Annotated in this window: 10 protein-coding genes; 3 read left to right on the top strand and 7 right to left on the bottom strand. The window is 57.0% G+C overall.

What is annotated here, in order from left to right; translation table 11 throughout:
* The first annotated feature begins 379 nt into the window (after positions 1–379).
* Positions 380–2,896: a hypothetical protein gene (locus P6U30_RS13085; RefSeq protein WP_407169422.1), complete on the top strand. Its 2,517-nt coding sequence runs from the start codon at positions 380–382 to the stop codon at positions 2,894–2,896.
* A gap of 107 nt (positions 2,897–3,003) precedes the next feature.
* Here the strand turns inward: P6U30_RS13085 and P6U30_RS13080 are convergent, their stop codons facing one another.
* On the bottom strand, positions 3,004–4,095 hold the full coding sequence (locus P6U30_RS13080) for an NAD-dependent epimerase/dehydratase family protein (protein WP_407169421.1): 1,092 nt from the start codon (positions 4,093–4,095) through the stop codon (positions 3,004–3,006).
* A gap of 347 nt (positions 4,096–4,442) precedes the next feature.
* Between P6U30_RS13080 and P6U30_RS13075 the strand changes: the two genes are divergently transcribed.
* Positions 4,443–5,774 carry a hypothetical protein gene (locus P6U30_RS13075; RefSeq protein ID WP_407169420.1) on the top strand — a complete coding sequence of 444 codons (1,332 nt, stop codon included), beginning with the start codon at positions 4,443–4,445 and terminating at the stop codon, positions 5,772–5,774.
* Between the two features lie 160 nt (positions 5,775–5,934).
* On the opposite strand, the gene P6U30_RS13070 is transcribed toward P6U30_RS13075, so the two are convergent.
* The 6 genes from P6U30_RS13070 to P6U30_RS13045 form a co-directional block, all read right to left on the bottom strand.
* On the bottom strand, positions 5,935–6,759 hold the full coding sequence (locus P6U30_RS13070) for a class I SAM-dependent methyltransferase (protein ID WP_407169419.1): 825 nt from the start codon (positions 6,757–6,759) through the stop codon (positions 5,935–5,937).
* A 27-nt stretch (positions 6,760–6,786) separates the two neighbouring features.
* Positions 6,787–8,142, bottom strand: coding sequence for a hypothetical protein (locus P6U30_RS13065; RefSeq protein WP_407169418.1), 1,356 nt, complete (start codon positions 8,140–8,142; stop codon positions 6,787–6,789).
* 279 nt (positions 8,143–8,421) lie between these two features.
* Positions 8,422–9,249 carry a methyltransferase domain-containing protein gene (locus P6U30_RS13060; protein ID WP_407169417.1) on the bottom strand — a complete coding sequence of 276 codons (828 nt, stop codon included), beginning with the start codon at positions 9,247–9,249 and terminating at the stop codon, positions 8,422–8,424.
* A 265-nt stretch (positions 9,250–9,514) separates the two neighbouring features.
* Positions 9,515–10,750, bottom strand: coding sequence for a glycosyltransferase (locus P6U30_RS13055; protein WP_407169416.1), 1,236 nt, complete (start codon positions 10,748–10,750; stop codon positions 9,515–9,517).
* A gap of 552 nt (positions 10,751–11,302) precedes the next feature.
* Positions 11,303–12,604, bottom strand: coding sequence for an oligosaccharide flippase family protein (locus P6U30_RS13050; protein WP_407169415.1), 1,302 nt, complete (start codon positions 12,602–12,604; stop codon positions 11,303–11,305).
* Positions 12,605–12,673: 69 nt separating this feature from the next.
* Positions 12,674–13,699 carry an NAD-dependent epimerase gene (locus P6U30_RS13045; RefSeq protein ID WP_407169414.1) on the bottom strand — a complete coding sequence of 342 codons (1,026 nt, stop codon included), beginning with the start codon at positions 13,697–13,699 and terminating at the stop codon, positions 12,674–12,676.
* Between the two features lie 283 nt (positions 13,700–13,982).
* Here P6U30_RS13045 and P6U30_RS13040 point away from each other — a divergent pair, with 283 nt between their 5' ends.
* Positions 13,983–15,266 carry a nucleotide sugar dehydrogenase gene (locus P6U30_RS13040; RefSeq protein ID WP_407169413.1) on the top strand — a complete coding sequence of 428 codons (1,284 nt, stop codon included), beginning with the start codon at positions 13,983–13,985 and terminating at the stop codon, positions 15,264–15,266.
* Positions 15,267–15,313: the final 47 nt, after the last annotated feature.

The following is a 15,313-nucleotide window of genomic DNA, read 5'->3' as shown; positions in this document are numbered from 1 at the left end:
GCAATTGAACCAGCAAGTGCGGCAACGTTTGAGCGCAGTGCACCGGATCGCCGGCCGCGCGACGCGAAGAACATGTGGATGGTCTTCCAGGAAAGGGACGTTAATCCACCCTTATTCGGGCGTTATTCAAGCCGGCCATTTGCGCTGGCCGGCAGCGCAAATGGCATTCGGTCAAATCCATTGCATGCTGCTTCGACGGCTCTCACAGAGTCCGCGTATAACTTGAGTGCTCACCCCAAACTTGATATTCGAAAGTCCCGGCCAACTGTGATCCTCGTCTCAAATCTCGACCTTGATGCGAAATTCTATCTTGCGAGGTTCTCCATTGATCGGGTTCGGACCTCGGGTGAGAATACGACTGCCAGAGGCGCGATGGCAGTTGTGGGCCAGCATCCTTCTGACCTTGCAAGTGCTGGTCTTGGTCTTCGTCATTTTTACTCCGAAGGCCCACGGAGTTATCGATAAGGCGATGATCGCGCCGGAGACCGGCTCGGCATATTCCAGCCCGGTCCAGATCATCCGTTTTCCCTACACGGTGCGAGCCGATACGAACGAATCGCCCCGGGAATCTACACTTATTGTGCTTGAGGACGGTCATGCGCTGGGACCGGCGCATTCATTGCACGCCAAGGTAAGAGAAGATGGCGGCGGGCGGTATTCGCACTGGAACGACATCCTGATCTGGTCGACCTCCGACAACAGCGATCCCCGATCCAACGGGCGCCTGTATTCGATCGAATCGTCGACGGCAGTGCGAACCTCGTTGCAGGTCGGCTTGTGGAGCATATCGTTGCTCGCAGACCTCCTTTTCCTTCTGATCTATCGGAAGCAGGCGGTTGAGCATTTGCGCGCAAGAGGAACGAGGCTCCTGGGCATTGCTGCGCTGCTCGCGCTTGCCCTACTAACGACGATTGTTTTCGCATGGGGTGGGCGATACTTCATCGCGAGCGGAGATTCCGCTTCGGACGCCGCGCTGATCGTCCAGTCAGCGATGTATGCCGTGCTGGGTTGTATCATCCCGATCTCGACGTGGATGGCCGGAGCGGGCCCTATCTGCCTTCTGCAAACCAGACGCAACGCGAGCCTGTCGCGCATACTCATACCTGCGTATCCGGTCTCGCTTGCGATTCTCGCTGCGTTGGCAGCCATTTCGCTCCTCGTTCCTGGAGGCCTCGCGGTCTCTTGCGTGCTGTACATCGTGTGCATCACACCGCTTTTCAGTTGGCGCCCTCCCAAGGGAGAACTCCGCGCGGCAGCCAAAGCCGCGCTGGGTATCCTGCCTTTCGCGATTGCTTTTGGAACCTGGCTAGCCATTCTCTGGCACGGCCCGACGAATACACTACCCGGCTCTCCGTCGGGGGATCTCGCATGGTACGCCGGCATGATTTGGTCGCTGGCACATCAGGCATATCCGTTACTCAATCTTGGATATGAAGGCAGCTCGTCGCTCGGTTACTTCAATGTCCTGTTTCCCGCGATAGGTGCTGTGTTCGCGAACATTCCGGGATTTGACCCGTTTCTCTTCCTGTTGGGAGGTGGCGGCGCCTGCTATGTCGTGCTCTTGGCCTGTATGATTCATCTGTATCTCGTCGACAGGCATCCCGCTGCGATTGGGGGCTTCCGCCTTTCACTGCTGGTTTTGGCAGTTCTCGCGGCAGCTCGATATCCATACTGGGTCGTCGAGACTGTTCCGCTTGTCTTCTCGCCCGCCCTCGCGATTTCGGTATTCTGGATGGCACAGCGACATGCAAGACCCACTGTATGGATCTCGGGGGCAATGGGCGCCGCACTCGTTGGCTCGGTACTATCGAAGGTTGTCACCGCAGCGCTACTGGTGCCGCTTGGGGCCGCTGGACTATGGAGCAATTGGAAGTCTGCTCCTCGCCTCGTGCGATGGGCGACCGCAGCCATTGCTGCAATGTTCACACTCTACTGCGCGATCATGCTCCAACGCTTTCTTCCGTTCTTCCTCAAAGCGAGTCCGATAGGACCCGAAAGTCTCCAGCACGACCAATGGTGGAACCAGTCGCGCGACATCGCCATCCTGTTGCTTATTTTAGCCTCTTGGCTGGTCGCAGAAGCCCCAATTGCGTTGGCCCTGTCTCTCGGCTTCCTGACCTGTCTTCTGTTCTTCTTCCTTTCTCATGCCAACTTTGTGTGCGGAACTATCGTATTGGGCCTCATCGCCACAACCAATGGCGCGACTTCCGCGCCTGCGCGCTTGACAACTTTGCTTGCCATTTTGCTTGCCCTGCCAGCCGTGCTGCTCTCGGATCCCGCCGGCGGGTCGAGCGCCCTGGTGTGGGTGTTCTGCCTTGGTGGCGCGACACTGGTCGCCACGCTGACGGCGCTTCAGGTTGAAGCACCGAAGCCGCTCGTCAGTTTTCGACAGGTCGTTTGGCTCGCATTGTTCACAACGGCCTTCGCCGGCGTCGGCTTTATTGGAATCGGCCGCGGGGTGTTTGTCGCCAGTTCCGGCTGGGATTCCGCGGGGCCACCACTGACCCCTCAATTGAAGGACATCTGGTCTGCGGTTCGTCGATTGACCCCGACGGATGCACTGATCTTCACCGACCAGGTCGATGAAACGATCTATATTCTGGGCGGGTGGAATACTTATGCTTATTCAGGTCAACGCCAGATCTATCTTTCGAGCTACTATACGAGTCTTGAGCTCCGGGTTGATCGAGCCAAATTGCGCGCCGCGCTGGCCACAAATGAATCGGTCCTGAAGGGAGCAAACCCTGACAATGTTCCGACCAGGCGACGCTACCAGCAGGTGTTTGCCGTGATATCCGCGAAGCGGTCCCCTCCCCCTGGATGGACCATGGTATACGGCAACAATGACTACGTTCTATTCAAAATAAATCGTCGAGGCGACCTCCGCCACGATTGAGATCGAGGCGTAAGCCCGGACGTTTGCGGCATCCTGATTGATCGGATCACCGCTTCCGGCTATTTAGCGTTTTCAACAGCGCTTCTCATGCAGGTTCGTGGCGGAGCTTAGTGACCTTGAGAGAGCTCACGCATCCACGCCACAGTCGCTGCAACGCCCTGCTCGGTGCTATATGGCAGTGGCCCGCAGATCGCTGCCGTCGGCCGCATGTCAAATTGATACTGGGTGAGGACGTTGTTCAATCGAAACGAATTGAACGGAAACTTCTTTATCCCAACAATGTTCACGACGTCGCCGCATAACGCAAGCAAGCGCCCGATTCCGACTGGCATATGCGGTATTGAACGGGCGGCAAAAGCTCGCTGGAACTCGTCGCACCACGCAATGAGATCAATCGGTGCATAATCGGCCAGGTAGAGCGTCCGACGCTGCACCTGCTCAGTCGGCGCCAGAAGCAGGCGCCAGTACTGGAAGGCAATATTATCGATATAGCTGTACGATTTCCAGAGCGGGCTGTGCCCAACGTGAAAATAGTAGCCGCGCTCAATCATCCGAAGAAACCGCTGATAGTGCGCGCTCATACCGGGTCCCCAAACGGTCGTCGGGCGCGCCAGACACCATTCGCGTCCGGCGCCGTCGGCAGCACGGACGATCGTCTCGGTCCGGACCTTGCTCCTGCCGTACATTGTGTCCGCCGCATAGTCAGTATCGCTCTTCGGCACATAGCCGACCCGACACACCAACTGGGACGATGTCCAGATCGCCCGGCGGACCGACGGTGTCAACCGGACAGCTTCGACGAGGTTTTCGACGCCATCTATATTGGCGGCATAGCCTGAAATGTTCACCTTTTCGTCGAGGTCGATCCGTGCGGCAAGATGCACGATCGCGTCGGGAGCGCAGCTCTGCACAGCTGCTCTAAGACCGTCCGCATCCAGAATATCGCACACGTAATCGGTCGTGGGGGCCGCCACCCTATCGAGCCCGACAGCGGTGCAACGTTCAGCGCGCAGTTTCTGGATCAGAGCTCGGCCAATAAATCCCGAGCTCCCTGTTACAAGGACTTTCATGGCAATCTTGCGGTGGTCAGCATCGCGAATTCCAAGAGCCCGTCGAACCAACTTCAAACGCGCCGCCAAACTGGTGGCAAATATCGGCGATTGCGGCAAGATGTTTTGAGAAGAATCCGTCGCTAGCACGGCCCTCTCCGAAGACCATCAGCGTGTCGGCGGCCGGTAGGGGAACTCTCACTGCAACAACGATCGCGTTTAATTGTCGGAAATGCGGCAACAGTCCGCGTCTAGCAACGATGTGCTGCGCGTCCTTACTCGCGGCATATACTATTAGCTTGCTGATTCTCCCGGCGAGTTCGCCATTCGCATCGGTCGCGCTTGTCACAATGTGACGCCGCTGCGAGGTTCTCCTTGCAAGGTACTGGCAAATGACCCTAAAGCGGGTGGACCCGAACCCATAGTCTACCACTCCTGCCTCTCGGACCGCAGGAACCACAGGTTGCAATGTTGATCACGGTAGAGCGCAACGGCCCATGACAGACAATGCGCAATCCCTGGCCAGCGGAGCTCCGCACGATACGATCTCCTTCGCCAGAAGAAGCTCACGTGAGGCAGTATCATTATCACTGCTGCTCTTCCTTCATATCGCCGTCTGCTGTCTCTCTCTGTTGTTCGTCGCTTATCGCAACTCCTATCCCCAGAACCCATTCGCGGTCTATGTCCCCTACAATATTGGCCAGATCCCTGGAGCGATGCTCCTCATTGCAGCGTTCGGGGTCATATCGAGCATTTTTGTCCGGCGGAAATTCAGCTTCGGATATTTCGTTGGCTTCTATCTCTACACAATGATGCTCGGCTATGTTTGGCTGAGCGCGTTTTCACTGCTGCACTATAATCATTCCCTGGCCGTGATTTCCGCGTTCGGCTCAGCCATTGCGTTCCTGATACCCGCAACAATGACGCCGCAACCGGCGAGCGGCCGACATGAGCTCACCTCCAGGCAGTTCGAGGTGTTCCTGAACCTCGTCCTGTGCGGAGCACTCGTCATCCTGCTGGTTGGCGCGAAGTACAATTATACAATCATCGCGCTGGATCGCATCTACGAATTTCGGGGAAAGAACGACTCTCCGACCATCCTTCGCTACGCGACAAGTATCGTCTTGAGTGTGTTATTGCCTTATGCATTCGCAGCCTTCGCGCTGCGATCCCATTATTGGAAAGCCTGCTTCAGCCTGGTACTGCTTTTGGCGTTCTATCCGATCACGCTGACCAAGCTGGATTTCTTCGCCCCATTCTGGCTGCTGTTCGTGGCGGCCATCTCCCGCGCTTGCGATGCACGAACCTCCGTATTGATTTCGCTCCTCGCGCCAATTGCCGCAGGTCTGCTCTCCCTGACGCTTTTTGGCACGTTGTTCGACATCGTGAACTTCAGGATGGTCGCCATACCGTCACTTGCGATGGACGTCTATCATGAGTTTTTTTCGTCGCATCCCCTGACGTATTTCTGCCAAGTGAGGGTCTTGAAAACGATAAGCTGCCCCTACAAGGAGCAGCTTGGGATCGTGATGCAGGAGATGTATGGGCTCGGGAATTTCAACGCATCCCTCTTTGCCACAGAAGGCGTTGCGTCCGTTGGCGCGACATTTGCCCCGCTGTTAGCCTGGGTGAGCGGACTCATCATTGCCCTCGGTAATCGAGCGTCCTCGGGATTGCCAGCTCGTTTCGTGCTGTTGTCAAGCGCGACGTTTCCCCAGCTTTTTCTCAACGTTCCACTCACGACCACGCTGGTGACGCACGGCGCTCTGCTGCTCTTCTTGCTCTGGTACGTGACGCCACGATCTTTACTGCTGGAGACCAAGGCGTAACGAGTGCAAGCCCCTCGGATACGAGTCTCCTCTATCCCCCGCCGACCGCGGCCCCCTCGAGCGAAGCGGACGCCGGTTCGCGTGCAGAACGAGGCAATAGCTCGACTCGGATACCATCGGGAACGGAAAACGCAATAATGAGGCGGCTACCGCCGGAGGTCTAGACTGCTTCCAATGGCGAATTGCGGCGGAAAACGAACTCATGGCAACCAGAACCGAAAAGGCCGCCAAGCGGTACGGAAATAGGAAGAGCTATCTCTTCTGAGAAGCCCAGCGCGCAGACCCGACGAGTGAGCTCTTCGGCGCTGGCTGTCTCATAGGGAAATCCACCCAACCAATCGTGTATGTCGTGCGAAAAATTCATACCTCTTCCCATTGCCTGTGAGTAAAGGGAAAGCGGGTTACGCCCTCGCAGGATATACGTCGAGAACAGTGCAGCCAGGTAAGCATGGCGAATTGCCCACTGTGTCGCCTTCGAGCCCCCGGAGTAGATGCGCTTTTCGACCTTCCATGCTGCATCCATCCTGGTCTTAGCATAAATTGCCAATGCAAATTGACCGGCAGGTTTAACCAGTTTCGCAGCCATTTCGATCGCTCGCCACATATCTCCCGTGTGGTGCAAAACGCCCCACGAATAGACGACATCGAAAGTACCAAGTTGCTCCGGAGTCATGTCGAACACGGATACGATCTTCGCGTCCCAATTATCCCCAGGGCTTCTGGCCAGGACGTCTCGCGTCGTCCTGACAGAATTTTCGTCGATATCGGTCGCAAGGATCGACTTGGCACCGAGGGACAGAGCCGCAAGAGAATGCAAGCCGGAGCCGCAGCCGATGTCGAGAAAATTCTTGCCTGCCAAGCCACTTGGAAAGAGCTTCCGCATTCCGTTGATGGCATAGTCGATGCGGGTTTCATCGATCGTCGTGGCGTAATCTCGCCAGTTCTCACCAAACTCAAAATGTGCTGCACGCTCTGTAAGCTTCATTGTCTGTAACTCAGGTTGGCTGCAACATCATTCTGGATTCCTGGTCGCCAATATAGGCTTCGATTGCCAAATCGTATGGAGCCATGCGATTACGAGCGCAATGGCGAAAACGCCGAGCGTTTGGCGGATCATAACCAGGGTGTAGTGCAAATCGTTGCGGTAGATGTAAAACGCAATGATTACGCCCGAGAACGCTATCGGCGCAGATAACGTTGGTGGCGCTGCTAAGAAGAGCCTCTGCATTCCGACAAGGCAAATTAGCATTGCGAGGCCGAATGCAACGACACCGGCATATCCGAACCGGCACAGCATTTCGGCCCATATGTTTCCGCCGAGCCCGTAGTCTACAGTCGGAAACAGCGCCGGCTGGAACTCATCGTAGAATGTCATGGGGTAGGACGGCAGCAGGTGCCCTGCACCGGGGATTAGCGTCAGGGATTTGAGGATGTTGCCGGGACTGCAGCTATAGGCCCGATGAACAGTCTCGACCAGGGTGGCCTGAATGGTGAATGGTTCGCTGTGTTCGAAAAGCTGTAGCGGAACCAGGAACCATCTCGGGAGCGACGTGGGGGCTTCTGCCGCCGAAGCGGCAGACGTGGGGGTCCCCGCCATTGAAGCGGCCCGCATGAACTGCAAGGTGTCACCGCGCATTTCGGCTGCACGGGTCACTCTGGGGGCATTCCGCTCGACCGCGATTGCGTCGAAGATGGCAAAGCGAGCGGTATGGAGAGCGAGCATTGCAGCGACAAGGAGAACGCAGGCGATGCCGAAGGTTGGGCCCTTGACAATCAACCGCATCGCCGGCTGGCTCGCCAGCAGCACGAAAGCCGTGCTGATCGCGGTCAGCACTGCGTAGTTGCGGAAACCAAGCAACAGATCAATTGCCAACATCGCGCAAGCACCAGCCAATATGGTCCAGCGTCGCTCTACCACGCTCGCGATGCAAGCAAGGCTCGCAGCGATCTCGAACAGCACATAGGAATACCCGACCTGCTTCAGCACCACGATCTTGTCAGCATTGACGATGGCTCCGCGTGTGGTGGCGATGGCACCGATCAAGCCGACCACTGCAAGCGCAAGGCACGGCGCAGCTGCTGAGGGCAGCAGCAACTTGCTCCGTTGCGGGGCGGGCAATCCGGCAGCAATAAGCCCGGCAGCGACAAGGGCTAACAAGTAGCCGGCGGCGATCCAATTGACTGGGGCAGGAATCGTGGGGTCTGTGACAAGTGTTACTTCAACCGTGCGAAGCAACAGCGGTGAGAAATAAAATGCCGCGCCGATCAACGATACAGTCAAGAAATCGAACCGACGACGCGCGAAGAAGTAATAGACCGCGGCGATACCGACACTGGCGACAAGGGTGCCGTAGGAAAGATCAGGCATTGATACTTTCTCGTTCCGCTTTAGCTAATACGACCGCAACCACGAGTCGAGCAACCCGCCGTACAGCTGGGGGCCAATCCGTCTTTCCATTTTATCCTCTGCCTTTGGCCGCCGGTGTCGACTATTGCGCCAGGCGGGCGGCCACCCTTTACGTTTACACGTTGTTAATAGCGTGCCCCATCGCAGATCAACGAGCGACTGGCGCCAATGTCCATGACGTGGAATTGCGGTCCAAAATTCATCCATCGTCACGCTCAATGTCCAAGGGTACCAGCGCAGCTAGGCCGCGCGCTTCCTATGCAACACAAATGCGCCGGCAGTCTGTAGGTCTTCCTCCGACCAGGAACGAAACGACGGAGCAAGCTTTGCAGCAGGCAGCACCGGCTCCCGCTTAATCAGGACCTGCTCGACGAGGTCCAGCTTATGAGCTTCCGGAATGGTCTGATGGGCAGACAGCGGTTGACGATTGATCAGGTACGGCCGAGCCCCCCTGACCATTCGCCAGGCGAGGTCTCCATAAGCGCGATGCCCGTCCCACGTGGGAGCAGTTCCATGGGATCGAAAATCGATCTGATGGGACATCACGCCCCCCGGCTTCAGCCAGCGGGAGCAGATGCTGTATGTGAGTGAGAGGTCATCTACGTGTTCCATGACCGCCTGCGAGAATATCCAATCCAACGTGCTCTCCCGAACTGTCGAGCTGTCAAACCAGGGCGCCACATAGGAGATCCTCGCACCCTCTGATGACTCCTTTGAGACCACCTGCCTCAGCTCGCCGATCCGACCGTCATCGAGTACGGATTTCATCCACTGATCGGTGAGGATATGAGACGGGAACGCTTCATTCGGGATCGCCGGCTTGACCTCCGGAATCTCGGAAACAGTGGGCACATCTGCACGCTCGCGGAACAATTTCACCAACTCGTCGAACACTGCAAGATTGCGCGTGGCATTGGAGAATGGCGCGACGTCGAACGCATAGTAGCGTTGAGCACCGGCAATCAAGGCTGCCAGTCCGATGCCGAGCGAATCGCCCGGGCCAAGTTCCGCCACGTTGCCAAGCGGAACTACGCCGGTGCTCGCATGGATGCGAATGAGATGGCGCAAGAAGACGGCGTAACAATACCGGGCCGAAGTGGTACCGCCGGTGTGCCTACTATACGTCCATCGCGGGAGAGCAAACGTGAGCATACCCTTGACAATCTGCTTTGTTTTCATCGGTGCCCCCTGGCGGTTCCCTCGATTTAAGACCGACTCGGTACAATCACCCGTCATCGCCGGCAATGCCCCTGCCGTCCCAACCGAAAGTCCGATATTCGAGAAATTCTAAGCAATTCAAGTCTACTACGCCATTACGGCCGTCTCAATCAACCTACCGCGGCGGAGCCGGTCTTGCCGGCCGCTTACCCAAAGCTGCTAGATAGACCTGCTCGAGTCTTGCCACGATCGATGACCAGCCCAGTTCGTCCCTCGCGAATTCATACGCAGCCTGCCCTGCGGCACGGGCAAGTTCTCTGTCTACCAAATAGGATCTGATTGCGTCCGAAAGCTTCGTCGGGTCTCGGTCCACCACCTTGCCCGCCCCGACGTCCGCAACCTTCGGGAAATTGCATTCCGGCGAGATAACGACCGGCGTTCCACTTGCGAGAGCTTCCAGGATCGCCATAGAGAACCCCTCTCCGGTGGAAGGCAGCACAAAGACATCAGCCCGAGCCAACAACTCCAGTTTCTCTTCACCGACTACCATCCCGGGGAACACTATGCGCCCGCCAAGCCCTTTGGATTCCGCCTGCGCCAAGAGCTGAACTGAAAGATTGTGCTCATCCGGTCCGGCCAGGACGAGCACCGCCTCTGGCACTGCCCGAGCCAGAGTGGCAAATGCATCGAGCAAGACATCGACCCCCTTCTGCGGGTGCAGCCGCCCCAGGAAAAGCACCACCTTTGTGACATCGGCAATCCCGAGGCTGGTAAGTGCATTGGGCCGCGCCTCGCGGCGAAACCGGCGAACGTCGATGCCGTTGGGAACCAGGTGACTGGGAGTCTGTATCCCCATCTGATGATAGGTTTCGATCTCCTCGGGCGTCAGCGCAATCAGGCCGGTCGCACGTCGCATGAGCGGCTTCTCAATGAGGTCGATGTAGAGCTTCTTCTTGAGGCTGCGATATCTGAGACGCTGGGGATGAAACACGCCACGCTGATTATAGAAGAATGGCTTGCCCTCGGCTGCAGCGAGGCGTCCCGCGGCCATCGATGGGTAAATGAAGGGCATCTGAGTGTGCACGATATCAATCGATGGGAGCATCTCCCGCATCACACGCTTCAGAGCGGGCGTATAGAGATAGCCCATCGACTGAGACAGATATCGGGACCACCAAAAATACTTCGCCTGGAGATCGACCTGTCTAAAGTACCAGACTGTGACGCCATCAACTTCGACTGGACAATTGACGGGCACATTTAGCTGCTCGTCTAAATTGCTATTGGTGGTGAAAACCGTGACTCGGTGCCCGCGTTCGACCATTCCCTCGGCCATCGCTGAGACCGACATGATTGGGCCGCCAAATCGATAAGCTGGCTTGTACCCGTGTGAAACATAAAGGAGATGCATCGAACGCTCCGAAGATCGAAAAAGGTCGCGCTGGATCTCTGAATTGACCAGCTAGTGCGCCGAGCAATAGCGCAGAGCCCGATCCGCCAGGTTTCTTGCTCAACGAAACCTCTCCAAGGCGGCGGCGCCGGCGTCTGCGCTTACTCACGGCCCAATGCTTCCCTAACCCAACTTGTCGGTCCCGAAGCTCGCCCCCTGCTCAACGGCGACCGCTATTAGCTGAGATTACCCCTAGCTGCAACCTAAACAGCGCCTGGCAAGCTCTGCCGAATGCAAAAGATAGCGGGCGCGTAATTCGGATCAAGTTCGGGGAGATTACGATAAGCCGCGCTGCAGTCCTTGAGCAACGATCGACGCGGCAACTACATCCGGCTTTGGCATCGATTCGAGCAATCGACCTGCCGTGCTCGGTTGCCAACGTTTCGAGCAATGAGCATCAAGCCTGCGGCATCCAGCTCGCAAAATCGTCGCGGGAATCCATGGCCCAGTCACCGTTGCCGCGCGGGCTCCAACGAGCCGGGATTGCGGGCGACATAGCACAATGCTTCGCGTCTAGTCGCGCGAAGCGACCAGCATCTGAGATTTCACGTACAACCGGTCTACGCTCGCGCTCAGCCATTGAGACCCCACCAGATTGACGGCCGCGCCAATCACATGAGCGACGATCGCACCTCTCAAACCGTACGTTGACGCCATCAACGCAACGGCCATGAGCGTCGAAACGTCCCGCGGCAGCAGCGTCAAGAAAATAGCACGCCACATCTGGCCGGCCATTTGTATGCGCATATAGAGCGTGATCGCCACACCCTCGGCAACCGCGCCAAGCATCATCAATTGAAGGTCGACATCGCCGGAAACGAAGCTCACGCCGAAGAGTGACAGCACCCGGGTCGGAAAGATCGCGACGAGAGCCGCCAGCACAGCAGTAGCCATCGAACCAACGAGCAGTGCCGTGTGGAAAATACGCCTCGCGTTCTGTGTCTCGTTCAGCGACCAGGCTCTCTCCAGTGACGGCTGCAGCGCAAGCGCCACGATCCAGGCCGGCAGCACCACCATGGTCTTGAGCATGAGGATCAGCGAGTACGAACCAACGTCCGAGAAGTTCTGCGTCTCCCGGGCCAGAATCGTCGGCACCAGCCAAAGCGTCGGCAGCGTCGTGAACGTGCTGAGACCTGCCGGGAATTGAAATTTCGTGATCTCTCCCCGCTGCCATTCGCCACGCACATCGGTCCAGGAGGACCGCCAGCGCGGACCAAGTGCTATCAGGGCCGCCATGCCAAGGATAAAACTCCGCATCACGCTGCCGCAAACAAATCCCAGCACAGCCCCCTGCAGCGAGCCGAACCATGCACCCAACGCAATGCAACCAACGAACAACAAACCCGATACCGCTGAGGACACCGCCAAGGCCCGGAAGCCATGCAGGCCCTGCAACAATCCATTCAGATAAATCGTCCCAACCAAGCCGGGCACCGATACTGCCGCTATGGCGAGCGGCGCTGCCAATGACGATTCGATAAAGACTTCTCTTGCGACAAATCCTGCAGTTGACGCGATGACAGCCAGCCCCAGCAGACCGCTTAGCAGGCTGAATGCACCACAGTACCAGACGATCGCCGGCATCCTCGTCTTGTCTTCGAGGTGTCGAGCAACAAACCGGGAGACGGTCGACCCGATCCCAAACTGCAAAATATTCGCAGCATACAATGCGGTGAGGTTGATCAGTGAAAACTTGCCGTAGGACGCATGATCGAGGAGTCTGATCACGACGAAATTGCCGACAAAGGTCGATCCCTGATGACTGAAGGTCGCCACGGCATTCCAAAGTGAATGCCGCAAGAGCTGTCTCAGCACGGGCGCCTCGTCGAAGCTTCGGTAGAAACGACGGGGACCGTCGCCAGCAATGCGGACTTAACGACCACCCTATTCTCCAAAGTAGCTCCGATACCAGCGAACGAAATGGTCGACCCCGACGCGAACAGGCGTTCGCGGCAAGAATCCAACGGCTTTTGTCAGGCCTGTCACGTCGGCAAGCGTATTGGGGACGTCGCCAGGCTGCAACGGCAGCAGTTTGCGGATCGATTTCTTTCCGACCGCCGCCTCGATCGCCTCAACATAGTCCAGCAAGCGCACTGGCGTGCTGTTTCCGATATTCAGTATGCGGAATGGAGCATTGCTGGTGGCCGCGTCTGGTGCATCGCTGTTCCAATCCGGATCAGGAGCAGCGACGTTGTCACTGACACGTACGATGCCCTCGGCGATGTCGTCAATGTAGGTGAAATCTCGCACATGCTCACCATTGTTGAACAATTGTATCGGCAAGCCGGCCAAAATATTTCGAGTGAATAGGAAGAGCGCCATATCCGGCCGCCCCCAGGGACCGTAAACCGTGAAGAAGCGAAGACCACTGGTCGGAAGCCTGAACAGATGGCTGTAGCTGTGCGCCATCAATTCGTTGGCTCGCTTAGTCGCCGCGTAAAACTGAAGCGGATGGTTCACGCCGTCATGTTCGCTGAACGGCATTTTCGTGTTGGCGCCATAGACGCTGCTGGTGCTCGCGTAAGTCAGATGGCCGACGCCATGATGGCGGCAGTTTTCCAGAATGTTCGTAAAGCCTACGATATTGCTTTGAACATAGGCGTCTGGATTTTCAAGACTGTAACGAACCCCTGCCTGCGCCGCGAGATGAATGACTCGATCAAACGGCCTCTCCTCGGCGAAGCACGTCTTGAGTTCCGCGCCGTTCGCCAAATCGATCCTCCGGAACCGATAATCTACCCCGAATTTCTTCGCGGTTTCCTCAAGCAAACGAAGGCGCGCCATCTTCAGTTCGGGGGAATAATAGTCGTTGACGACATCGACCCCCACGACACTGTCGCCGCGTGCGAAAAGCATCTTGGCAACGTGAAATCCGATAAATCCGGCGTTGCCGGTCAGCAAGATACGCATGTTAGATCTTCCTCGCACAGCGACGCGGCAATTGCCGGACGGCCAGGGTTCGCCAACGCAACAAAGTCAGCCTCTGTCCTTGCATCATCGCGCATGAACGGAGAAGGCTCTAGTTGAACCGGCCTACGCTTGTAAATAGACGACGGAGGAAAGACAATCTTGACCGCATGCAGCGGCGCGGCCACTACTTGGCAACCCATTCAAATGCAATCCGAAATTGACTTTGAATAGTCGCCGGATTAAGCAAGTTGCAACAAGGTAGATGCTATTTGGAGATTTCGCTTTGAGGGTTGCGGACCGAGCAGTCGGCGTCGTAGGGTTGGGCTATGTTGGACTCCCTGTCGCGCTGGCATTCTGCAAAGCTGGACGTCTCGCGATCGGCTACGACATCGATACCAAGCGAGTTCAGGAGTTGCAGCGACACTTCGACCGTACACGCGAAGTCAGCGAAGCCGAATTGCGCAGCGTGTCGATGGCGGTCAGTTCAGAGCCGAAAGATCTTACGGCCGCTGATTTCTTTATCGTGACAGTTCCCACACCGATCGACGAGACGAAGCGTCCCGACATGTCGATGGTGTTCTCAGCTACGCGGACCGTCGGAAAAGCTCTCAAAAAGGGCGACATTGTCGTTTATGAATCGACCGTCTATCCCGGGGCGACCGAGGAAGAGTGCGTTCCAATCCTCGAGCAGGAATCCGGCCTCGTCAACGGAAGCGACTTCTTCGTTGGCTATAGTCCGGAGCGGATCAATCCTGGCGACCGCAAGCATCGCTTCGAAATGATCACCAAAGTAGTGTCCGGGCAAAACAAGGAAACGCTTGAAGTTATCGCCGAGGTGTACGGCTCGGTTGTGCAGGCCGGAGTGCACAAGGCCCCCTCGATCAAGGTCGCTGAAGCTGCCAAGGTCATTGAGAATACGCAACGGGACCTCAACATTGCGCTGATCAACGAGCTGGCCTTGATTTTTCGTTTGCTGGACATTGACACGTCTGACGTGCTTGCGGCAGCAGCAACTAAATGGAATTTTCTGAAGTTCACGCCTGGGCTAGTCGGCGGGCACTGTATTGGGGTCGATCCCTACTATCTCACGCATCGTTCGGAGAAAGCGGGATATCATCCCCAAGTCATTCTGGCGGGGCGCAGAGTGAACGACTCCATGGGCGCATGGATCGCCAAGGAATGCATCAAGAACCTACTTGCCGACGGACGAGGCAAGGTGGTTGCGGTCCTCGGTGTTACGTTCAAGGAGGACGTACCCGATATTCGGAATTCGAAGGTCCCGGATATCGTCACCGAGCTCCGGAGTTTTGGCGCCGAAGTGTATGTCACCGATCCGCTTGCTGATCCCTCCGAATTCGAGAAGGAGTACGGGTTCAAGCTGACCTCCATCGACGACATACCGCCGGCACAAGCCGTGATTCTGGCCGTGAGCCATGCGGCCTATGTGGAAGTCGGTTGGCGCATTGTCATGGACCGGCTCTCCGCTGGAAAGGGTCTCGTCATGGACGTCAAGTCGGCACTCAGCCGAGAAGCAAGACCTGCAGGCGTGCAGGTCTGGCGCCTTTGATGGCCTACGCATGGAAGGGACTCGGGTTGCGCGATCGAGGCTATTGA

Source organism: Bradyrhizobium sp. ORS 111, from assembly GCF_045571485.1.
In the GTDB taxonomy this organism is placed as follows: Bacteria; Pseudomonadota; Alphaproteobacteria; order Rhizobiales; family Xanthobacteraceae; genus Bradyrhizobium.
Note: the sequence above shows the minus strand (reverse complement) of the source record. Positions and strands in the feature narration are given on the sequence as shown.

Coding starts and splice junctions, on each gene's coding strand:
- P6U30_RS13075 (WP_407169420.1), top strand. CDS start 4,443: ATGACAGACAATGCGCAATCCCTGGCCAGCGGAGCTCCGCACGATACG.
- P6U30_RS13070 (WP_407169419.1), bottom strand. CDS start 6,759: ATGAAGCTTACAGAGCGTGCAGCACATTTTGAGTTTGGTGAGAACTGG.
- P6U30_RS13065 (WP_407169418.1), bottom strand. CDS start 8,142: ATGCCTGATCTTTCCTACGGCACCCTTGTCGCCAGTGTCGGTATCGCC.
- P6U30_RS13055 (WP_407169416.1), bottom strand. CDS start 10,750: ATGCATCTCCTTTATGTTTCACACGGGTACAAGCCAGCTTATCGATTT.
- P6U30_RS13045 (WP_407169414.1), bottom strand. CDS start 13,699: ATGCGTATCTTGCTGACCGGCAACGCCGGATTTATCGGATTTCACGTT.